The organism is Pantoea sp. JV6 (genome assembly GCF_025910055.1).
GTDB lineage: Bacteria > Pseudomonadota > Gammaproteobacteria > Enterobacterales > Enterobacteriaceae > Pantoea > Pantoea agglomerans.
The window spans coordinates 159,275-181,827 of sequence record NZ_JAPCIM010000002.1; the positions used below are offsets into that span (position 1 = coordinate 159,275).

The 22,553-nt window shown below is 55.8% G+C and carries 18 protein-coding genes; 14 read left to right on the top strand and 4 right to left on the bottom strand.

The window, feature by feature from the left end:
- The first annotated feature begins 89 nt into the window (after nucleotides 1-89).
- The 12 genes from nuoC (at nucleotide 90) to OK412_RS01555 (ending at nucleotide 14,585) form a co-directional block, all read left to right on the top strand.
- Nucleotides 90-1,889: an NADH-quinone oxidoreductase subunit C/D gene (gene nuoC / locus OK412_RS01500; protein ID WP_010258063.1), complete on the top strand. Its 1,800-nt coding sequence runs from the start codon at nucleotides 90-92 to the stop codon at nucleotides 1,887-1,889.
- A gap of 2 nt (nucleotides 1,890-1,891) precedes the next feature.
- Nucleotides 1,892-2,407, top strand: a complete 516-nt coding sequence (nuoE, locus tag OK412_RS01505) for an NADH-quinone oxidoreductase subunit NuoE (RefSeq protein ID WP_010258066.1) — start codon at nucleotides 1,892-1,894, stop codon at nucleotides 2,405-2,407.
- Nucleotides 2,408-2,409: 2 nt separating this feature from the next.
- A complete protein-coding gene (gene nuoF, locus OK412_RS01510) occupies nucleotides 2,410-3,750 on the top strand; it encodes an NADH-quinone oxidoreductase subunit NuoF (RefSeq protein ID WP_187508512.1) in 1,341 nt (446 codons plus the stop codon).
- 112 nt (nucleotides 3,751-3,862) lie between these two features.
- Entirely contained in the window at nucleotides 3,863-6,586 is a 2,724-nt protein-coding gene (nuoG, locus tag OK412_RS01515) for an NADH-quinone oxidoreductase subunit NuoG (RefSeq protein ID WP_264352601.1), read from the top strand.
- Complete coding sequence (nuoH, locus tag OK412_RS01520; protein ID WP_003854240.1) at nucleotides 6,583-7,560, top strand: NADH-quinone oxidoreductase subunit NuoH; 978 nt, start codon at nucleotides 6,583-6,585, stop codon at nucleotides 7,558-7,560. The genes nuoG and nuoH overlap by 4 nt, the downstream gene beginning before the upstream one ends.
- Nucleotides 7,561-7,571: 11 nt before the next feature.
- Nucleotides 7,572-8,114, top strand: coding sequence for an NADH-quinone oxidoreductase subunit NuoI (nuoI, locus tag OK412_RS01525; protein WP_003854239.1), 543 nt, complete (start codon nucleotides 7,572-7,574; stop codon nucleotides 8,112-8,114).
- Nucleotides 8,115-8,124: 10 nt separating this feature from the next.
- Nucleotides 8,125-8,676 (top strand): NADH-quinone oxidoreductase subunit J, encoded by a 552-nt coding sequence (gene nuoJ / locus OK412_RS01530; RefSeq protein WP_250327908.1) that lies wholly within the window; start codon nucleotides 8,125-8,127, stop codon nucleotides 8,674-8,676.
- The gene (gene nuoK / locus OK412_RS01535) at nucleotides 8,673-8,975 is read left to right on the top strand and encodes an NADH-quinone oxidoreductase subunit NuoK (RefSeq protein ID WP_003854236.1); all 303 of its coding nucleotides are present in this window, start codon (nucleotides 8,673-8,675) and stop codon (nucleotides 8,973-8,975) included. Before nuoJ ends, nuoK begins: the two co-directional genes overlap by 4 nt.
- Nucleotides 8,972-10,807: an NADH-quinone oxidoreductase subunit L gene (gene nuoL / locus OK412_RS01540; RefSeq protein ID WP_264352602.1), complete on the top strand. Its 1,836-nt coding sequence runs from the start codon at nucleotides 8,972-8,974 to the stop codon at nucleotides 10,805-10,807. Before nuoK ends, nuoL begins: the two co-directional genes overlap by 4 nt.
- A 210-nt stretch (nucleotides 10,808-11,017) precedes the next feature.
- Complete coding sequence (gene nuoM, locus OK412_RS01545; RefSeq protein WP_010258081.1) at nucleotides 11,018-12,538, top strand: NADH-quinone oxidoreductase subunit M; 1,521 nt, start codon at nucleotides 11,018-11,020, stop codon at nucleotides 12,536-12,538.
- 6 nt (nucleotides 12,539-12,544) lie between these two features.
- Nucleotides 12,545-14,002, top strand: a complete 1,458-nt coding sequence (gene nuoN / locus OK412_RS01550) for an NADH-quinone oxidoreductase subunit NuoN (RefSeq protein WP_010258083.1) — start codon at nucleotides 12,545-12,547, stop codon at nucleotides 14,000-14,002.
- 124 nt (nucleotides 14,003-14,126) lie between these two features.
- Nucleotides 14,127-14,585, top strand: a complete 459-nt coding sequence (locus OK412_RS01555; RefSeq protein WP_154210339.1) for a GNAT family N-acetyltransferase — start codon at nucleotides 14,127-14,129, stop codon at nucleotides 14,583-14,585.
- A 33-nt stretch (nucleotides 14,586-14,618) separates the two neighbouring features.
- On the opposite strand, the gene OK412_RS01560 is transcribed toward OK412_RS01555, so the two are convergent.
- Complete coding sequence (locus OK412_RS01560; RefSeq protein WP_022625071.1) at nucleotides 14,619-16,277, bottom strand: glucan biosynthesis protein D; 1,659 nt, start codon at nucleotides 16,275-16,277, stop codon at nucleotides 14,619-14,621.
- 335 nt (nucleotides 16,278-16,612) lie between these two features.
- Here OK412_RS01560 and elaB point away from each other — a divergent pair, with 335 nt between their 5' ends.
- Entirely contained in the window at nucleotides 16,613-16,924 is a 312-nt protein-coding gene (gene elaB, locus OK412_RS01565) for a stress response protein ElaB (RefSeq protein WP_010258091.1), read from the top strand.
- Between the two features lie 239 nt (nucleotides 16,925-17,163).
- Nucleotides 17,164-18,360: a nicotinamide mononucleotide deamidase-related protein YfaY gene (locus OK412_RS01570; protein ID WP_264352603.1), complete on the top strand. Its 1,197-nt coding sequence runs from the start codon at nucleotides 17,164-17,166 to the stop codon at nucleotides 18,358-18,360.
- A gap of 350 nt (nucleotides 18,361-18,710) precedes the next feature.
- Here the strand turns inward: OK412_RS01570 and yfaE are convergent, their stop codons facing one another.
- From yfaE to nrdA, 3 genes are all read right to left on the bottom strand, one after another.
- Nucleotides 18,711-18,971, bottom strand: a complete 261-nt coding sequence (gene yfaE / locus OK412_RS01575; protein ID WP_010258095.1) for a class I ribonucleotide reductase maintenance protein YfaE — start codon at nucleotides 18,969-18,971, stop codon at nucleotides 18,711-18,713.
- Nucleotides 18,972-18,973: 2 nt separating this feature from the next.
- On the bottom strand, nucleotides 18,974-20,104 hold the full coding sequence (nrdB, locus tag OK412_RS01580; RefSeq protein ID WP_010258096.1) for a class Ia ribonucleoside-diphosphate reductase subunit beta: 1,131 nt from the start codon (nucleotides 20,102-20,104) through the stop codon (nucleotides 18,974-18,976).
- A gap of 72 nt (nucleotides 20,105-20,176) precedes the next feature.
- Nucleotides 20,177-22,462: a class 1a ribonucleoside-diphosphate reductase subunit alpha gene (gene nrdA / locus OK412_RS01585; protein WP_010258098.1), complete on the bottom strand. Its 2,286-nt coding sequence runs from the start codon at nucleotides 22,460-22,462 to the stop codon at nucleotides 20,177-20,179.
- Nucleotides 22,463-22,553: the final 91 nt, after the last annotated feature.

Genomic DNA, 22,553 nt, shown 5'->3' on the forward strand with positions numbered 1-22,553 from the left:
CTGCAGCAGAACATCACAATTTAATGCATGGCCCCATCCTGACGCCTTCATTTGAGTGCCTGAGACCAGGCCGGAATGGTGAGTAACGTATGACAGATTTGACCACGCAAGATCTCGCTCAGCCTTCATGGCAAACCCGTGATCACCTTGATGACCCGGTGATCGGCGAGTTGCGTAACCGTTTTGGGCCGGATGCCTTCACTGTTCAGCCAACCCGTACCGGTATTCCGGTGGTGTGGGTGAAGCGTGAACAGATACTGGAAATTATCGAGTTCCTGCGTAAATTACCCAAGCCTTACGTCATGCTGTATGACCTGCATGGCGTGGATGAGCGTTTACGTACCCACCGTGCAGGCCTGCCTGCGGCGGATTTTTCCGTTTTCTACCACCTGCTGTCGATTGAACGCAACCGCGACATCATGCTCAAGGTGGCACTCTCTGAAAACGATATGCATCTGCCGACCATCACCCGCCTTTTCCCGAATGCCAACTGGTATGAGCGTGAAACCTGGGAGATGTTTGGTATCACCTTTGATGGTCACCCGCATCTGACGCGCATCATGATGCCGTCGACCTGGGAAGGCCATCCGCTGCGTAAAGATTACCCGGCGCGCGCCACCGAATTCGATCCTTTTACGCTGACCAAGCAGAAAGAAGATCTGGAGATGGAAGCGCTGACCTTTAAGCCTGAAGACTGGGGCATGAAGCGCAGCACCACCAACGAAGACTTCATGTTCCTGAACCTCGGGCCTAACCACCCGTCGGCGCACGGGGCATTCCGCATCATTCTGCAGCTGGATGGTGAAGAGATTGTCGACTGCGTGCCTGACATCGGCTATCACCACCGTGGTGCCGAAAAGATGGGCGAGCGTCAGTCGTGGCACAGCTACATTCCTTACACTGACCGCATCGAGTACCTCGGCGGCTGCGTAAACGAAATGCCGTACGTACTGGCGGTGGAGAAACTGGCCGGTATCGTGGTGCCCGATCGCGTTAATGTGATCCGCGTGATGCTCTCTGAGCTGTTCCGCATCAACAGCCACCTGCTCTATATCTCCACCTTTATTCAGGACGTCGGGGCCATGACGCCGGTGTTCTTTGCCTTTACCGACCGTCAGAAAATCTATGACGTGGTTGAGGCGATTACCGGTTTCCGTATGCATCCGGCATGGTTCCGTATCGGTGGCGTCGCGCATGACCTGCCGCGAGGCTGGGAACGTCTGCTGCGTGACTTCCTCGACTGGATGCCAAAACGTCTTAAAGAGTATGACAAAGCGGCACTGCGCAACAGCGTACTGATTGGCCGTTCCAAAGGCGTTGCCGCTTACAATATGGAAGAGGCGCTGGCATGGGGCACTACCGGTGCCGGTCTGCGTGCTACCGGTCTCGACTTTGACGTACGTAAATGGCGTCCCTACTCCGGCTACGAAAACTTCGATTTTGAAATCCCGGTCGGCGACGGCATCAGCGATGCTTACAGCCGCGTCATGCTGAAAATGGAAGAGATGTGGCAGTCGCTGCGCATTCTTGAGCAGTGTCTCAACAACATGCCAGAGGGTCCGTTTAAAGCGGATCATCCGCTGACCACGCCGCCACCGAAAGAGCGCACGCTGCAGCACATTGAAACGCTGATCACGCACTTCCTGCAGGTTTCGTGGGGGCCGGTGATGCCAGCCAATGAGTCGTTCCAGATGATTGAAGCGACGAAAGGGATCAACAGCTACTACCTGACCAGCGATGGCAGCACCATGAGCTACCGCACCCGCGTGCGTACGCCGAGCTTCCCGCATCTGCAGCAGATTCCTTCAGTAATCCGTGGCAGCCTGGTATCCGACCTGATCGTATATCTGGGTAGTATCGATTTTGTTATGTCAGACGTGGACCGCTAATTATGCACGATCAACACATTGCCATTAAAACGATCGACCCTAACGAGGTCTTCGTGCTGAGCGCGGAAGAGCATCACGCCATTGAGCACGAAAAACACCACTATGAAGATGCGCGTGCAGCCTCGATTGAAGCGCTGAAGATCGTGCAGAAACAGCGCGGATGGGTGCCGGACGGCGCCATCAATGCGATTGCCGAGGTTCTGGGTATCCCGGCGAGTGATGTTGAAGGTGTGGCGACATTTTACAGCCAGATCTTCCGTCAGCCGGTTGGCCGTCATGTGATCCGTTACTGTGACAGCGTGGTCTGTCATATCACCGGTTATCAGGGCATCCAGTCAGCACTGGAACAGCAACTGAATATCAAACCGGGTCAGACCACTGCCGATGGCCGCTTTACACTGCTGCCAACCTGCTGTCTGGGTAACTGCGATAAGGGGCCAACGATGATGGTGGATGAAGACACGCATGTGCATCTGACGCCGGAAGGCATCCCTGGTTTGCTGGAGCAGTATCAATGACAATTAAACAGATCATTCGCACTGCAGAAACTCATCCGCTGACCTGGCGGATGCGTGACGACAAGCAACCTGTCTGGCTTGACGAATATCGCAGTAAAAACGGCTATGCCGGTGCGGAAAAAGCGCTGAAAAGCATGTCGCAGGATGAAATCGTTGCGGCAGTCAAAGATTCAGGCCTGAAAGGGCGCGGCGGTGCGGGCTTCTCCACCGGGCTGAAGTGGAGCCTGATGCCGAAAGATGAGTCGATGAACATCCGTTACCTGCTGTGTAACGCCGATGAGATGGAGCCGGGCACTTACAAAGACCGTCTGCTGATGGAGCAGATGCCTCACCAGCTGGTGGAAGGAATGCTGATCAGCGCCTTTGCGCTGAAGGCTTACCGTGGCTATATCTTCTTACGTGGCGAATACATTGAAGCCGCGGTGCATCTGCGTCGTGCGATTGCTGAAGCGACGGAAGCGGGCTATATCGGTAAAAATATTCTCGGTACCGGCTTCGACTTTGAGTTGATTGTCCACACCGGCGCAGGTCGTTATATCTGCGGCGAAGAGACGGCACTGATTAACTCACTGGAAGGCCGTCGTGCCAATCCGCGTTCGAAACCGCCATTCCCGGCGAGTGCGGGCGCGTGGGGCAAACCGACCTGCGTGAACAACGTGGAAACCCTCTCCAACGTTCCGGCGATTCTGGCCAACGGCGTGGAGTGGTACAAAAACATCTCTAAAAGCGAAGATGCCGGTACCAAAATGATGGGCTTCTCCGGACGGGTTAAAAATCCCGGCGTCTGGGAGCTGCCATTTGGTATCACCGCACGTGAAATCCTTGAAGATTATGCGGGCGGTATGCGTGACGGACTGAAGTTCAAAGCCTGGCAGCCCGGCGGGGCAGGGACTGACTTCCTGACCGAACAGCACCTGGATCTGCCCATGGAGTTTGCCAGCATCGGCAAAGCGGGCAGTCGTCTGGGTACGGCGCTGGCGATGGCGGTCGATCACGAGATCAACATGGTCTCGCTGGTGCGTAACCTGGAAGAGTTCTTTGCCCGTGAGTCGTGCGGCTGGTGTACACCGTGTCGCGATGGCCTGCCGTGGAGCGTAAAAATTCTGCGCGCGCTGGAGCAGAAGCAGGGTCAGCCAGGCGATATCGAAACCTTACTGCAACTCTGCCGTCAGCTTGGCCCGGGTAAAACCTTCTGTGCGCATGCGCCGGGTGCGGTTGAGCCACTGCAGAGCGCGATTAAATATTTCCGTGAAGAGTTTGAAGCCGGCATGGCACCGCAGGTGTTTGGCAATACCCGCGCCATTGGCGGGATCCAGCCAAACCTGCTGAAAGCGCGCTGGTAATTCGCCGAAGAACACGGAACAGGCCTGGTGCCGCCGCCCCGACAATGTCGTGCGTCGGGGCAAGAATATGATTAACGCTCGTCTCTGACGAGCCTTACGGAAGCATGTCACTATGGCTACAATTCATGTAGACGGTAAAGAGTATGATGTGAACGGAGCGGACAACCTGCTACAGGCATGTCTCTCTCTGGGCCTTGATATTCCTTACTTTTGCTGGCATCCGGCGCTGGGAAGCGTTGGGGCCTGCCGCCAGTGTGCGGTAAAGCAATTCCAGAATGCCGAAGATACCCGCGGCCGTCTTGTCATGTCCTGCATGACGCCGGCCTCTGACGGCACATTCATCTCCATCGATGATGGCGAAGCAAAAGAATTCCGCGAAAGCGTGGTGGAGTGGCTGATGACCAACCACCCGCACGACTGTCCGGTGTGTGAAGAGGGCGGTAACTGTCACCTGCAGGATATGACAGTAATGACCGGCCACAGCTTCCGCCGCTATCGCTTTACCAAACGTACCCACCGTAATCAGGATCTCGGCCCGTTCATCTCCCATGAGATGAACCGCTGTATCGCCTGTTACCGCTGCGTGCGTTACTACAAAGATTATGCCGATGGCAAGGATCTGGGTGTCTACGGCGCACACGACAACGTCTACTTCGGACGCCCGGAAGATGGCACGCTGGAGAGCGAATTCTCCGGTAACCTGGTTGAAATCTGCCCGACCGGCGTCTTCACCGATAAAACGCACTCCGAACGCTATAACCGTAAATGGGATATGCAGTTTGCGCCGAGCATCTGCCAGCAGTGCAGTGTGGGCTGTAACACCAGCCCGGGTGAGCGTTATGGTGAGTTACGCCGTATCGAAAACCGTTATAACGGCACCGTAAACCACTATTTCCTGTGTGACCGTGGCCGCTTTGGCTATGGCTACGTGAACCGTAAAGATCGCCCACGCCAGCCGATGCTGCTGCGCGGCAACGACTGGGTGACGCTGAACGCAGAGCAGGCGGTCAATGCCGGTGCAGATTTGCTGCGTCAGGCGAAAAAAGTGATCGGTATCGGCTCGCCGCGCGCCAGCATTGAAAGTAACTTCGCGCTGCGTGAACTGGTCGGTGCAGAGAACTTCTCTACCGGCATGCCAGCGGGCGAGCAGGCCCGGCTTGAACTGATGCTGAAAGTTCTGCGTGAGGGCGGTATCTATACGCCATCGCTGCGTGAAATTGAAAGCTACGATGCGGTGCTGGTGCTGGGCGAAGATCTGACCCAGGTGGGCGCACGCGTGGCGCTGTCAGTGCGTCAGGCCGTGAAAGGCAAAGCGCGCGACATGGCTGCGGCTCAGAAAGTGGCAGACTGGCAGATCGCCGCGATCCTGAACATCGGTCAGAATGCGAAACATCCGCTGTTTATCACTAACGTCGATGAAACCCGTCTGGATGATATTGCGGCATGGAGCTATCGCGCACCGGTTGAAGATCAGGCGCGTCTCGGTTTCGCTATCGCCAGTGCGCTGGATGAAACCGCTCCGGCAGTGACCGATTTCGACAGCAAACTGAACGGCAAAATGGATGTCATCGTGCAGGCGCTGGCCGGCGCGAAAAAACCGTTAATTATTTCCGGGACCCATTCCGGCAGCAGCGCGATGATCGAAGCGGCTGCCAACGTGGCCAAAGCGCTGAAAGCGCGCGGTGCCGACGTCGGGATTACGCTGCTGGCGGGACACGCCAACAGCGTGGGTCTTGGCCTGATGGGCGGCAATCCTCTGGAAAGCGCGCTGGAGCAACTGAGCAACGGTGAAGCCGATGCGCTGGTGGTACTGGAAAATGACCTCTATCGCCATGCACCGAAAGCGCTGGTGGATGCGGCGCTGGCCCAGACCACTAACGTGATTGTGGTTGATCATCAGCGCACCGCGACGCTTGAGAAAGCGGGTCTGGTGTTATCAACCGCCAGCTTCGCCGAAAGTGATGGCACCTCGATCAACCATGAAGGCCGCGCACAGCGTTTCTTCCAGGTTTACGATCCTTCTTACTATGACAACAACGTAGTGATGCTGGAGAGCTGGCGCTGGCTGCATTCGCTGCACAGCACGCTGGAAAGCCGTCACGTCGACTGGACGCAACTGGACCACGTGATCGATGCGGTGGTGACTCATCTGCCACAGCTGGCCGGAATCAAGGATGCGGCACCGGATGCCAGCTTCCGTATTCGTGGACAGAAACTGTCGCGTTCACCGCACCGTGCCAGTGGCCGTACCGCGGCGCGCGCCAATATCAGCGTGCACGAACCGCGTCAGCCGCAGGATCAGGACACGATGTTCGCCTTCTCAATGGAAGGGAACAACCAGCCAGGCGCACCGCGTTCGCAGATTCCGTTTGCCTGGGCACCGGGCTGGAACTCACCGCAGGCGTGGAACAAGTTCCAGGTTGAAGTGGGCGGCAAACTGCGTAATGGCGATCCGGGTGTACGGCTGTTTGAAGCCAGCGCAGCCAGTCTGCCCTGGTTCAGCAACGTTCCGGCGGCATTCGTCAGTGAAGCGCAGTGGCGCGTGGCCCCTCTCTACCAGCTGTTTGGTAGCGAAGAGATGTCACAGCGTTCACCGGTCTTCCAGCAGCGTATGGCACCGCCTGCACTGGTGATTAACCCGGAAGATGCAGCGAAGCTGGGCGTCAACAATGGCGCGGCGGTTGAGTTCATCTGTGCCGGTGAGACAGTGCGTCTGCCGGTCCGTTTCTCGGCGTCACTGCAGGCGGGACAGATTGGTCTGCCGCTGGGCATGCCGGGCGTTCCGCCATTCCTGGCGAACGGTAAAATCGACACTCTGCAGGAGGCGGCGCAATGAGCTGGTTAACACCGGACGTTATCGACATTCTGCTGGCCATTGTTAAAGCCATCGTGATTCTGCTGGTGGTTGTGGCCTGCGGCGCGTTCATGAGCTTCGCCGAGCGTCGTCTACTCGGCCTGTTCCAGAACCGTTACGGACCAAACCGCGTAGGCTGGGGCGGCTCGCTCCAGCTGGTAGCGGACATGATCAAAATGTTCTTTAAAGAGGACTGGGTTCCGCCGTTTACCGACCGCTTTATCTTTACCCTTGCGCCGGTTATCGCCTTTGTTTCACTGCTGCTGGCCTTTGCTATCGTGCCGGTTTCGCCAACCTGGATGGTGACAGACCTGAATATCGGTCTGCTGTTCTTCCTGATGATGGCGGGCCTTGCGGTCTACGCGGTGCTGTTTGCCGGCTGGTCGAGTAATAATAAATACTCGCTGCTGGGCGCGATGCGCGCCTCGGCGCAGACCCTGAGCTACGAAGTGTTCCTGGGTCTGTCGCTGATGGGTGTGGTAGCGCAGGCGGGCTCGTTCAATATGAACGATATCGTCAACAGCCAGACGCACCTGTGGAACATCATTCCGCAGTTCTTCGGTTTCGTGACCTTCTGTATTGCTGGCGTGGCGGTGTGTCACCGTCATCCGTTTGACCAGCCAGAAGCGGAGCAGGAACTGGCGGACGGTTATCACATCGAATATGCCGGTATGAAGTTCGGCCTGTTCTTTGTCGGTGAATATGTGGCGATCACCACCGTTTCAGCGCTGATTGTGACGCTGTTCTTTGGTGGCTGGCACGGCCCATTCCTGCCGCCGTTCATCTGGTTCGCCCTGAAAACGGCGTTCTTTATGATGATGTTCATCCTGATTCGTGCTGCGCTTCCGCGCCCACGCTACGACCAGGTGCTGTCATTCGGCTGGAAAGTGTGTCTGCCGTTGACGCTGTTGAACCTGCTGGCGACTGCCGCAGTGATTCTCTACACAGCGCCGTAAGGGGTTAACAAATGACTTTGAAAGATATTGTCGTAGGCTTTGGCACGACAGTTCGCAGTATCTGGCTGATCGGGCTGCACGCCTTCGCCAAACGTGAAACTCAGATGTATCCGGAAGAGCCGGTTTATCTGCCACCCCGCTATCGTGGCCGTATCGTATTAACCCGCGATCCGGATGGTCAGGAGCGTTGCGTCGCCTGTAACCTGTGTGCGGTTGCCTGCCCGGTTGGCTGTATCTCGCTGCAGAAAGCCGAAACCAAAGATGGCCGCTGGTATCCGGAGTTCTTCCGCATCAACTTCTCACGCTGCATCTTCTGCGGCATGTGTGAGGAAGCCTGTCCAACCACGGCGATTCAGCTGACCCCCGATTTCGAACTGGGTGAGTTTAAGCGTCAGGATCTGGTGTATGAGAAGGACGATCTGCTGATTTCGGGGCCGGGTAAATATCCGGAGTACAACTTCTACCGCATGGCAGGTATGGCGATTGACGGTAAAGATAAGGGCGAAGCAGAAAACGAAGCGAAGCCTATCGACGTCAAAGGCTTATTACCTTAAGGAGCAAGGCATGGAATTTGCGTTTTATCTTTGCGGGCTGGTGGCGGTGCTGACGACGTTGCGCGTCATTACCCACACTAATCCGGTACATGCGTTGCTGTACCTGATCGTTTCGCTGTTATCGATCGCGGGCGTCTTCTTCTCTATGGGAGCCTATTTTGCCGGTGCGCTGGAGATCATCGTCTACGCCGGTGCCATTATGGTGCTGTTCGTCTTCGTGGTCATGATGCTGAACTTAGGCAAGCAGACCGAGAAGCAGGAGCGTGAGTGGCTCAGCCCGTCACTGTGGATTGGCCCGGGTATCGTCTCGTTGCTGCTGCTGGTCGTAATGGTCTACGCCATCCTGACCGCCAACGATCAGGGCATCGATGGCACCATCATCGACGCCAAAGCGGTCGGCATCAGCCTGTTTGGTCCTTACGTACTGGCGGTTGAACTGGCCTCAATGCTGCTGCTGGCGGGTCTGGTCGTGGCGTTCCATATCGGTCGTGAAGAGCGTCAGGGCGAAGTCCTGAGTAACCGTAATGCTGACGCCACTCAGGTGAAAAAGGAGAACGCATGATCCCGTTACAACATGGATTGATTCTTGCTGCCGTGCTGTTTGTCCTTGGACTGACGTCGCTGGTAATACGCCGCAATCTGCTGTTTATGCTGATCGGCCTTGAAATCATGATCAACGCCGCCGCCTTAGCCCTGGTGGTTGCCGGGAGCTATTGGGGTCAGGCCGATGGACAGGTGATGTATATCCTGGCGATCAGCCTGGCGGCAGCGGAAGCCAGTATTGGTCTGGCACTGCTGCTTCAGCTCTATCGTCGTCGTCAGACGCTGAACATTGATACTGTGAGCGAGATGCGCGGATGAATCTTCTCTATTTAACTGTCTTGTTTCCGCTGATCGGCTTTCTGCTGTTAGCGTTTTCGCGCGGTCGCTGGTCAGAGAACCTGTCGGCCACGATTGGTATGGGATCCGTGGGTCTGGCGGCCCTGACCACGGCTATGGTCGGTTTTGACTTCTTCGCCAACGGTCAGCAAGCCTACACGCAGGCGCTCTGGACCTGGATGCATGTCGGCAACTTCGACATGAAGGTGAACCTGACGCTGGATGGCCTGTCGCTGACCATGCTGTCTGTCGTGACCGGTGTCGGTTTCTTCATTCACATGTTCGCCTCCTGGTACATGCGTGGAGAAGAGGGCTACTCCCGCTTCTTCGCCTACACCAACCTGTTTATCGCCAGCATGGTTGTTCTGGTGCTGGCCGATAACCTGATGCTGATGTATCTGGGCTGGGAAGGGGTAGGGCTCTGCTCTTATCTGCTGATCGGTTTCTACTACAGCAATCCGGAAAACGGCAAAGCGGCGATGAAAGCGTTCATCATTACCCGCGTGGGCGACGTCTTCCTGGCATTTGGTCTGTTCATCCTCTACAACGAGCTGGGCACGCTGAACTTCCGCGAGATGATGGAGCTGGCACCTGCGCACTTTGCCGCAGATAACCATATGCTGCAGTGGGCAACGCTGATGCTGCTGGGTGGCGCGGTCGGTAAATCGGCTCAGCTGCCGTTACAGACCTGGCTGGCAGATGCGATGGCTGGTCCGACACCGGTTTCGGCACTGATCCACGCCGCGACCATGGTGACAGCAGGTGTCTACCTGATTGCCCGTAGCCACGGTCTCTTCCTGCTGATGCCGGAAGTGCTGCATCTGGTCGGGATTATCGGGGCGATTACCCTGGTGCTGGCAGGCTTTGCCGCGCTGGTACAGACCGACATTAAACGTGTTCTCGCTTACTCCACCATGAGCCAGATTGGCTACATGTTCCTGGCGCTGGGTGTTCAGGCGTGGGATGCGGCGATTTTCCATCTGATGACGCACGCCTTCTTTAAAGCGTTGCTGTTCCTCTCTTCGGGTTCAGTGATTCTGGCCTGCCATCACGAGCAGAACATTTTCAAAATGGGTGGCCTGCGTAAGAGCATTCCGCTGGTCTACACCTGCTTCCTGGTGGGCGGCGCGGCGCTGGCGGCACTTCCGCTGATTACGGCAGGCTTCTACAGTAAAGATGAGATCCTGTTTGGCGCACTGGCTAACGGTCACATCAACCTGATGGTTGCGGGTCTGGTGGGGGCGTTCCTGACCTCTATCTATACCTTCCGTATGATCTTCATCGTGTTCCACGGCGAAGAGAAAATTCATGCGCACGCCGGTAAGGGTATTACCCATCATCTGCCGCTGATTGTGCTGCTGCTGCTCTCCACCTTTATTGGTGCGCTGATCACGCCGCCGCTGGCAGGTGTACTGCCAGCCAATGAGTTCGGTGAAGCGGGTAAAGTGGGACTTGAAATCACCTCGGGCGTTGTAGCGATTGTCGGCATTCTGATCGCTGCCGCGCTGTGGCTGGGCAAACGTGAGCTGGTTACCCGTATCGCAAACAGTGCACCAGGCCGTTTCTTCGGCACATGGTGGTTTGCGGCCTGGGGCTTCGACTGGCTCTACGATAAAGTGTTCGTCAAACCTTATCTGGGTATTGCGTGGCTGCTGAAGCGCGACCCACTGAATGGCCTGATGAACCTGCCTGCGCTGCTGTCACGTATTGCCAACAAAGGCCTGGTAGTCAGTGAGAATGGCTACCTGCGCTGGTACGTTGCGTCAATGAGCGTGGGCGCCGTGCTGGTGCTGGCTCTGCTGCTGGTGATTTAAAGATTGATGAGCGGGGCAGGTTAGCTAATCTGCCCATTGAGAATGTCAAAAATTGTCCTGAGCAAGGGCGTTATCGTCGCGGCCAGTTTGGTTACCGCCAGCGCACAGCAACCGGAGCATACTGAAGTATGTGAGGATTGCGAGCACTGCCGGGAGCCAAAATGGCAAGTAAGATAGCCCGAACTAAGACAAAGAAAAGGGAAGTGTGCCGTGTTATTACCTTGGCTAATTATCATACCCTTCGTCGGTGGTCTGATCTGCTGGCTCACTGAGCGCCTCGGCGCGAAGGTGCCACGCTGGATCGCACTGATCACTATGGGGCTGACGTTGGCGCTTTCACTGCAACTCTGGTTGCAGGGAGGCTATTCACTGACGCAGGCAGCGGGCATTCCGCAGTGGCAGTCAAGTTTCTCCGTTCCGTGGATCCCACGCTTCGGCATCAGCTTCCATTTAGCCATTGATGGCCTGTCGCTGCTGATGGTGGTGCTGACCGGCTTGCTCGGTCTGATGGCGGTGCTCTGTTCATGGAATGAGATTTCAAAGTATCAGGGCTTCTTCCACCTGAACCTGATGTGGATCCTGGGCGGCGTAATCGGTGTTTTCCTCTCCATCGACCTGTTCCTGTTCTTCTTCTTCTGGGAAATGATGCTGGTGCCGATGTACTTCCTCATCGCGCTCTGGGGTCATAAAGCATCGGACGGCAAAACCCGTATTTCCGCCGCGACCAAATTCTTCATCTACACCCAGGCTTCAGGTCTGGTGATGCTGATTGCGATTCTGGGCCTGGTGTTTGTTCACTACAACGCGACTGGCGTCTGGACATTCAACTACGAACAGCTGCTGCAGACGCCAATGTCGAGCGGTGTTGAATATCTGCTGATGCTGGGCTTCTTTATCGCCTTTGCGGTGAAGATGCCGGTGGTACCCTTGCACGGCTGGCTGCCGGATGCGCACAGTCAGGCACCAACGGCCGGTTCTGTCGACCTGGCGGGTATCCTGCTGAAAACCGCAGCTTACGGTTTACTGCGTTTCAGCCTGCCGCTGTTCCCGAATGCGTCAGCCGAGTTTGCGCCAATCGCCATGTGGTTAGGCATCATCGGTATCTTCTACGGTGCCTGGATGGCCTTCTCGCAGACTGATATCAAACGTCTGATTGCTTACACCTCGATTTCGCACATGGGCTTTGTGCTGATTGCCATCTACACCGGCAGCCAGCTGGCGCTGCAGGGCGCGGTGATTCAGATGATTGCGCACGGTCTCTCCGCTGCAGCACTCTTCATTCTGTGTGGTCAGCTGTATGAGCGTTTGCATACTCGTGATATGCGTCAGATGGGTGGCCTGTGGTCGCGCATCAAATGGATTCCGGGTCTGTCGCTGTTCTTTGCTGTTGCCAACCTCGGTATGCCAGGCACCGGTAACTTCGTCGGCGAATTTATGATTCTGACCGGCAGCTTCCAGGTGGTGCCGATGATTATCATCATCGCGACCTTTGGTCTGGTGTTTGCCTCGATTTACTCGCTGGTGATGATGCAGCGCGCTTATTACGGCGAAGCGAAATCGAAAGATCCGCTGCCAGGCATGTCACCGCGTGAGTTTATGACCATCGGTGTTCTGGTGGTGCTGCTGGTGCTGCTGGGCGTCTATCCACAGCCGATTCTGGATACTTCGCACGCTGCCATGAGCAATATTCAGCAGTGGTTTACCGCTTCAATTTCAACTACAAGGCCGTAATTCGCCATGACAATAACTCCTCACCAATTGATTGCGTTGCTACCGCTGTTAATCGTCGGATTGACGGTGGTGGTTGTGATGCTGTCCATTGCCTGGCGACGCAACCACTTCGTTAACGCCACGCTAACGGTAGTTGGCCTGAACCTGGCGCTGCTCTCGCTGTACTTTGTCGGTCAGGTCGGGGCGATGGATGTCACGCCGCTGCTGCGCGTCGATGGCTATTCGATGTTCTATACCGCGCTGGTCATGCTGGCGAGTCTGGCGACCTGTACCTTTGCCTATCCATGGCTGGCGGGCTTCCCGGACAACAAAGATGAGTTCTACCTGCTGGTGCTGATTGCGGCACTTGGTGGCATCGTGCTGGCCAGTGCTAACCATCTGGCTTCGCTGTTCATCGGTATTGAGCTGCTTTCGCTGCCGCTGTTTGGTCTGATTGGTTACGCCTTCCGCCAGAAACGTTCGCTTGAAGCCGCACTGAAGTACACCATTCTTTCGGCGGCGGCCTCGTCGTTCCTGCTGTTTGGTATTGCGCTGATTTACGCCGACTCCGGTAACCTGAGCTTTGTGGCGCTGGGCCAGAGCCTGACTGACAGCATGATCCACGAGCCACTGCTGCTGGTGGGTCTGGGTATGATGATCATCGGTCTGGGCTTTAAACTCTCACTGGTTCCGTTCCACCTCTGGACCCCCGATGTTTATCAGGGTGCGCCTGCGCCGGTTTCAACCTTCCTGGCCACCGCCAGCAAGATTGCTATCTTCGGTGTCATCATGCGTCTGTTTATGTATGCGCCGGTGACCGACAGCGAAGCGGTGCGCACAGTGCTGGCCATGATCGCCTTCGTGTCGATTCTGTTCGGTAACCTGATGGCGATTTCGCAGAGCAACATCAAGCGTCTGCTGGGTTATTCCTCTATCGCCCACCTCGGTTATCTGCTGGTGGCACTGATTGCGGTGAAAGATCATCAGCTGTCGCTGGAAACATCTGGCGTATACCTGGCCGGTTATCTGTTCAGCAGCCTGGGTGCCTTTGGTGTGGTAAGTCTGATGTCCAGCCCGTATCGTGGCCCGGATGCTGACTCGCTCTACTCCTATCGCGGCCTGTTCTGGCATCGTCCTATTCTGTCAGCGGTGATGACGGTGATGATGCTGTCACTGGCGGGTATCCCGATGACGCTGGGCTTTATCGGTAAATTTTACGTTATCGCTTCAGGCGTCAGTGCGCACCTGTGGTGGCTGACCGGTGCTGTAGTCGCGGGTAGTGCGATTGGCCTCTACTACTATCTGCGCGTGACGGTGAGTCTCTACCTCAGCCCGCCGGAACTGCATACCCGTGATACCCCGGCTAACTGGGCATTTACGGCCGGTGGTGTAGTGGTACTGATCTCTGCCATTCTGGTGCTGCTGTTAGGGGTTTACCCGCAGCCGCTGATCAGACTGGTGCAGATGGCTCAGCCGCTGATGTAAGCGCGTTGCTGCGACTGACGAATCAGGCCTCCGGGCCTGATTTTTTTTTGCCTGTAAGAGAGTGTCACCAGCAGGTGCTGGCGACACCGCGCTGATGTAGAGTGTGTGGTTTAAAGGAGAGACCATGGACATTAACTGGCAGGATAAACACCATAGCGAACTGACCCTCTCACAGCTCTATGCACTGCTGGCGTTGCGCAGTGCCGTGTTTGTGGTGGAACAGCAGTGCGCTTACCTTGATGTGGATGGCAAAGATTTGCAGGCGGAAAACCGGCATCTGCTGGGAATGGCGGATGACCAGCTGGTGGCCTATGCGCGACTGCTCTCTCCGGAGGATGAGACCAGCCCGGTGAAAATCGGACGGGTGATTGTTTCAGATCGGGTTCGTGGTGCGCGGCTGGGGAATCGTCTGATGGAGCAGGCAATCAACAGTTGTCAGCAGCACTGGCCGGGCCGCGATCTGTTTCTCTCCGCGCAGGCGCATCTGGAAAGTTTCTATGGGCAGCATGGCTTTGTCGCGGTGGGGGAGAACTACCTGGAAGATGGGATCCCTCACGTCGATATGCTGAAGAACGCGCCATAAAAAAGGCGAGGCCTGAGCCTCGCCTTTTTTACATCAACCCACCGTCATCTGGCGGTCATCGACATATTTACGCTGATCCGGCGCAGGCGGGAAATATTGATAGAGCCAGGTTTCACTCAGCGTCTCATCTTTGCTGCGCAGGAACAGACGCATCTCTACCGGCTCGGTGGAATCGCTGTTCGGATACCAGTCAAACAGGATGCGATAGCCCTTAAGCGGATCGACATACAGAATCTCAACCTGCTTCACGCTGCCGGATGAAACGGTAATCACCGGCTCAATACCTTTCGGCGCAGCCGCCTGCAGATCGCCACCAATAAAATCGATGGCGAAGCGGCGGCACCAGGTTTCCGGGAAGTGTTCGCCAGGCGCCCAGCCTTCCGGGAAACCACCGATACCGGTACGGGTTGCATCCACGCGCGCCAGACCGCTACGCACCGGCGGCAGACCACTCCAGTAAAGCTTGTAGGAGAAGTTCAGCTCGCTGCCCGCTTTGACCGGCTCAGCCGGTTGCCAGAAGCAGACCACGTTATCCAGCGTTTCACCCGTGGTCGGGATCTCCATCAGGTTGATCGCGCCTTTGCCCCACTTACCGACCGGCTCAACCCACAGGCTGGGACGTTTGTCATACCAGCCAATCACATCCTGATAATCTTTGAAGTCGTGATTAAGCTGCAGCAGGCCAAACCCACGCGGATTCTCATCTTCATAGGCGTTGAACTGCAGACGCTGAGGATTATTCAGCGGGCGGGCAATCCATTCGCCTTTACCGGTCCACATCGCCAGGCGATCGGAGTCATGGATCTGCGGATGGTAAGTGTTACACATGCGGCGTTCGTTGGTGCCGCAGCTGAACATACTGGTCATTGGCGAGATGCCAATCTGACGGATCTCTTTACGGGCAAACAGGTGGTTTTCCACCTCCATCACCACGCGTTTCTCTTCGCAATGGATGATGAATTTGTAAGCACCGGTGACGCTGGCACCATCCAGCAGGGCATAACAGGTAAAAGTGGTATCTTCCGCTTTTGGCGTTTCAAACCAAAAGGCGGTGAAATCGGGAAACTCCTCCTGGCCATTGCTGAAGGTGTTGATCGCTACGCCACGCGCCGAGAGGCCGTACTGGAAAGTATCGTCAACGGCACGGAAGTAGCTTGCGCCAAGGAAGGAGACGATGTCGCGACGGGCCAGTTCCGGTTTTTTAAAGGCGCGGAACCCGGCGAAGCCGAGGTCAGTTTTGCCCTCCAGCTGCTTCGTATCGACCCTGGCGTCGTTGTAGTTGAACAATTCGGGACGGAAGTGAATTTCGCGTGCTTCGCGACTCTCACCGTCAACAGAGAACATGCGGATGCGCCGCTTGAAGCCCATACCGACATGGAAGAACTGAACGTCCAGTTGACGATCGGGCAGGTTGTTCCAGAGTGAGTGGTTGGCGTCATACTGAATTTCGTTGTACGCCTGCGGGGTCAGTGTGGCCAGCGTCTCCGGCAGCGCGCCCGGTGCTCCGCCCCAGGGTTTTTTCGCCAGTGCAGCCGCGTTTTTCTTCAATACGTCGAAATCGAAGCGTACGGCGGTTCCGTCAGCAATGCCATCTTCTGCCCATGCGGATTGCGCAAACAGCGTTGACAGGCCGGTCATGCCGCTGACGGCGGAGAAGGCCATTGACGCTTTCATAAACATTCTTCGATTCATGCCAGAGATTATTCCTTAGCTGTTCGAGGGTGTCGTGACTGTCGTGCAAAATGCACTTTCATGGCCCGATAATCACAGGCAACAGAGGGGTACGACAGTAGGGTTACTGGAAAATTCAGTCACGACAAAATTTATCAGATTAATCAAAGAAGCGAAGCGAAATTCCGCGGTTGCCGCTGCGTCTTACACTTCTTTGCGTAGCGAAACGGCGCACAGCCTGCACTGAGCAAGATTAACAGATGAAAAATCAGGTGATTCCTGGAGCAGGAAATCAGCAGAGCGCCAGATTATGACTATAGTTAATGAACTGCTTTGCAATTCACACGGAGGAAACGATGGTAAATCAGACAAATCAATTCGAAACGGGCCTCGATGACGATATTGCGTTACTGACTGAAACGCTGGAAGAAGTTCTTAAGGCATCAGGTGATCCGGCCGATCAGAAGTACATTGAGCTTAAGAGCAAAGCCGAACAGGCGCTGAACGATGTGAAATCCCGTGTCAGCCAGGCGTCCGATAGCTACTACTATCGCGCTAAACAAGCGGCTTACCGTGCAGACGACTACGTGCACGAAAAACCGTGGCAGGGTGTCGGTATCGGTGCAACAGCCGGTCTGGTACTTGGTCTGCTGCTGGCGCGTCGTTAATCGCGATTCGCTGACTCAGTTGTAGCAGACAACTGTAGTAAAAAAGCGGCGGGGCAATCCCGCCGTTTTTATTGGTTTTTAACTCCCTGAACACCTTCACCACCCTTGATCCTGCTTCACCCTCGCTATCTTTATGTGCAACGTGCCTGAGACGCAGTGGTCACAATCCCTGGTGATGCCGATTGTGTCTGGCGGGAGGAGTTCGTACAGTAAAGCAAACGTGAAAAGGAGAACTCAACGTGATTAGAGTAGAGATGCTGTCGACCGGGGATGAGGTGCTGCATGGCCAAATCGTCGATACCAACGCAGCCTGGCTGGCGGATATGTTGTTCCAGCAAGGGTTGCCTATGACCAGCCGTACCACGGTAGGAGATTCACTCGAATCGCTAATCGCCACGCTACAGGCGCGCAGCCATGAGGCAGATGTGCTGATTGTGAATGGCGGTCTGGGGCCGACCAGTGACGATCTCAGTGCGCTGGCAGCCGCCAGAGCCTGTGGCGTTGAGCTTGAGGTGCAGCAGAAGTGGCTGGAACAGATGGAAGCCTGGTTCGCCAGCCGGGGACGCGTGATGGCGGCCAGCAATCGCAAGCAGGCGGAAATCCCGGCCAATGCGGAACTGATTGATAATCCGGTCGGTACCGCCTGTGGCTTTGCCCTGCAACTCAATCGCTGCTGGATGTTCTTCACGCCTGGTGTGCCGTCTGAATTTAAAGTGATGGTGGAGCAGCAGATCATCCCCCGTCTGAAAGCGAAATTTTCGCCGCCCGAGCCACCGATTTGTCTGCGGCTGACCACCTTTGGTCGCGGTGAAAGCGATATTGCCGCCGAACTGGAGCCGCTGGCGCTGCCGGAAGGCGTGGTCATGGGATATCGCTCGTCCATGCCGATCATTGAGATCAAGCTCACCGGCCCGGCCAGTCAGCGGGTAGCGATGGAGCAGGTGTGGCAGCAGGTGCGCCTGCAACTGGCGGAGTGCACCATTTTCGAAGGCACCGAAGGCTTACCGGCGCTGCTGGCACGTGAGCTGGAGCAGCGCGGTGAGCAGCTGGCAGTCAGTGAGCAATACACCGCCGGACTGCTCTACTGGCAGTTGGCTGGCGCCAGCGTGCCGCTGCGCGGGGCTGACATCTTTCCACCCTGGCAGGAGACGCTGGAGCAGCAGGTGATCCGCACCCGCGAACTTGCTGCACAGCAGCAGGCCGCGCTGGCGCTCTCTGTTGGCAGCCTGGAGCAGGAAGAGATTTCGGTGGCGCTGCATACGCCGGATGGTAGCTTTGGTCAGCGCGTGAAGTTCAGTACCGGTCGCCATAATCTGGAGACGCGGCAGAAGGTGGTGGCGATGATGGCGATGAATATGCTGCGCCGCTGGTTACACGGCAGCGAAGTGAGCACCGGTCACGGCTGGATTGATGTGGTTGAAACTGTCAGACAGTAATATCAGTGAAAATAAAACGGGCGCCTGAGGCGCCCGTTTCGTTTCAGAATGCTGACCAACTTAGCCTTGGTGGCTTTTAGATCGAGCCTGCGAAGGGAACACGGTCAGATCGGAAAGACGCAAAAGCGTCATCCTTGACTGCTCGGCCCGCGCGATTACGCACCTCATCCCTGAGGTGCGCCCGTAGCCGGGCCAACGCTTTGCGTTGTTCAAAAACGCTCCCGGCGTTTTTATCCGGGCGGCGGGACGCTTTCCTATTCTGACCGTGTTCCCTGCGCTTCTGGCTGATCAATTGCTGTCAGGTTTACCCGTATTTAACTTGGGCAGCAATCTGACAAACGCCACCTCAGTTATAACTCCAGCTCAATCTCGCCTTTGGCTTTGCAGCAGCAGGGCAGGATCTCATCCTGCTGCACAAAGGCCAGCGGCCGCTGTGGGTAATGCACTTCGCCTTTCAGCAGCCGCATCCGGCAGGAGCCGCAGTAACCTTCGCGGCACTGAAACTCCACGCAGAGATTGTTGGCTTCCAGCAGCGTCAGCAGATTGGTATGTTCGTCTGTGCATTCCAGCCGGGTGCCGGAACTGCGCAGAATAACAACGTCGCGGCTCATCATTAAAGCTGGAAGTCGTCGAAGTCGTTAGCGCCTACTTCAGAATCGATCTGACCCACCAGATAGGAGCTCACTTCCACTTCCTGTGGCGCAACCTGAACGTTGTCAGAGACCAGCCAGGAGTTAATCCATGGGATTGGGTTTGAGCGCGTCTGGAACGGCAAATCAAGTCCGACAGCCTGCATACGGATATTGGTGATGTACTCAATGTACTGGCAGAGAATATCTTTGTTCAGGCCGATCATTGAGCCGCCGCTGAACAGATATTCTGCCCACTCTTTCTCCTGTAGCGCTGCTTTCTTAAACAGCTCGAAGCACTCTTCACGGCACTCTGCCGCAATCTCTTTCATCTCCGGATCGTCTTCACCGCTGCGCAGCAGGTTCAGCATGTGCTGGGTGCCGGTCAGGTGCAGCGCTTCATCGCGGGCAATCAGCTTGATGATTTTGGCATTGCCTTCCATCAGCTCACGCTCAGCGAACGCGAAGGAACAGGCGAAGCTGACATAGAAACGGATCGCTTCCAGCGCATTGACGCTCATCAGGCAGATATAGAGCTGCTTCTTCAGGGCGCGAAGGCTGACGACAACCGGTTTGCCGTTGACCTGATGCGTGCCTTCACCCAGCTGATGCCAGTAGTTGGTCATCTCAATCAGATCGTCGTAATAGCGTGAGATATCCTGAGCACGCGCCAGAATCTGCTCATTGGTGACGATATCGTCAAACACCACTGCCGGATCGTTAACGATATTACGGATGATGTGGGTGTAAGAACGGGAGTGAATCGTCTCTGAGAACGCCCAGGTTTCAATCCAGGTTTCCAGTTCAGGAATCGAGATCAGCGGCAGCAGCGCGACGTTCGGGCTGCGGCCCTGAATCGAATCCAGCAGCGTCTGATATTTCAGGTTGCTGATAAAGATATGTTTTTCGTGGTCCGGCAGCGCCTGGTAATCGATGCGATCGCGTGAAACGTCGACCTCTTCCGGACGCCAGAAGAAGGAGAGCTGCTTTTCGATCAGCTTTTCAAAGATGTCATATTTTTGCTGGTCGAAGCGCGCCACGTTTACGGACTGACCGAAAAACATCGGCTCTTTCAGCTGATCATTTTTGTTCTGTGAGAAAGTGGAGTAAGCCATAAAAGTTGTCCAAAAGTAGACGAAGCCAGGCCTCGTGAAATGAATGAGGCGGGAGATTCTCCCGCCTGACCATTAGATCTTACAGGCGCCGCTCTCGCAGCCATCATCCTGGATAGAAGGTGCCAGGTCATCCTGCGCATCTTCAGCACCGTCACGGGTGTTTTGATAGTAGAGCGTTTTCACGCCGAACTTATACGCCGTCAGCAGATCTTTCAGCAGCTGTTTCATCGGCACTTTACCGTTGGTGAAGCGCGACGGATCGTAGTTGGTGTTGGACGAAATCGCCTGGTCGATGAATTTCTGCATCAGACCCACCAGTTGCAGGTAGCCGTCGTTGTTCGGCATTTCCCACAGCAGTTCGTACTGATCTTTCAGACGCTCATACTCCGGCACGACCTGACGCAGGATGCCATCTTTTGACGCTTTGATGCTGATGTGACCGCGCGGAGGCTCAATACCGTTGGTGGCATTGGAGATCTGCGACGAGGTTTCAGACGGCATCAGCGCAGACAGGGTCGAGTTGCGCAGGCCGTGCGTTTTAATCTCTTCACGCAGGCTTTCCCAGTCGAGATGCAGCGGTTCGTTGCTGATCGCATCCAGATCTTTCTTGTAGGTGTCGATAGGCAGAATGCCCTGCGCATAGGTGGTTTCATTGAACCACGGGCAGGCACCTTGCTCTTTCGCCAGCTCGTTTGAGGCTTTCAGCAGGTAATACTGAATCGCTTCAAAGGTCTTGTGCGTCAGGCCATTGGCGCTGCCATCGGAGTAGCGCACACCATGCTTCGCCAGATAGTAGGCGTAGTTAATGACGCCGATACCCAGGGTACGACGACCCATTGCGCCACGCTGGGCAGCCGGAATCGGGTAGTCCTGATAGTCGAGCAGCGCATCAAGCGCACGTACGGCCAGGGTAGCCAGCTCTTCCAGATCGTCGAGGCTTTCGATGGCGCCGAGGTTGAACGCAGAGAGCGTACACAGGGCAATCTCACCGTTTTCGTCGTTAACATCTTCCAGCGGTTTGGTCGGCAGGGCGATTTCCAGGCAGAGGTTAGACTGGCGAACCGGCGCGATGCTCGGGTCAAACGGGCTGTGGGTGTTGCAGTGATCGACGTTCTGAATGTAGATACGGCCAGTAGAGGCGCGTTCCTGCATCATCAGTGAGAAGAGATCGACCGCTTTAACACGCTGCTTGCGGATGCTCTGATCCTGCTCATATTTGGTATAGAGGCGCTCAAACTCATCCTGATTGGCGAAGAATGCGTCATACAGGCCAGGCACGTCAGACGGGCTGAACAGGGTGATATCTTCGCCCTTCAGCAGGCGCTGATACATCAGCTTGTTGAGCTGTACACCATAGTCCATGTGACGCACGCGGTTGCCTTCAACACCACGGTTGTTCTTCAGCACCAGCAGGCTTTCGATTTCCAGATGCCACATCGGGTAGAACAGGGTGGCTGCGCCGCCACGAACGCCGCCCTGAGAACAGGACTTCACCGCGGTCTGGAAATGCTTGTAGAACGGGATACAGCCGGTATGGAACGCTTCACCGCCGCGAATCGGGCTGCCCAACGCACGGATACGACCGGCGTTGATACCGATGCCGGCACGCTGAGAGACATATTTCACAATCGCGCTGGAGGTGGCGTTGATGGAGTCCAGGCTGTCGCCGCACTCGATCAGCACACAGGAGCTGAACTGGCGCGTCGGGGTGCGTACGCCAGACATGATTGGCGTCGGCAGGGAAATTTTAAACGTCGAGATCGCATCATAGAAACGCTTGATGTAATCCATACGCGTGTCGCGCGGGTAGCCGGAGAAGAGGCAGGCGGCGACCAGAATGTAGAGGAACTGCGCGCTTTCGTAGATTTCACCCGAAACGCGGTTCTGCACCAGATATTTGCCTTCCAGCTGCTTCACAGCGGCATAGGAGAAGTTCATGTCACGCCAGTGGTCAAGGAACTCGTCCATCTGCGCAAACTCTTCCTGGCTGTAATCTTCCAGCAGGTGCCGATCATATTTGCCCATGTCGACCATCTTAACGACCTGGTCATAGAGCTTTGGCGGCTCAAACTGACCATACGCTTTTTTGCGCAGGTGGAAGATCGCCAGGCGGGCAGCCAGGTACTGATAGTCAGGGGCATCGCGGGAGATGAGGTCTGCTGCGGCCTTGATGATGGTCTCATGAATGTCAGAGGTTCTGATGCCATCATAGAACTGAATGTGAGAGCGCAGCTCAACCTGTGAAACTGAGACGTTGTTCAGCCCTTCAGCTGCCCAGTCCAGCACACGGTGAATTTTGTCGAGATCAATGCGCTCCTGGCGGCCATCGCGTTTAGTAACGAGCAGACTCTGGTTCATGTCGCGTTTTTACCTTTGCGTGAGTATCCAAAAATTAAAAGAAATCCCGGTTTATACACAGCCTATTCATTGTGAATAATGTGTGGATAAA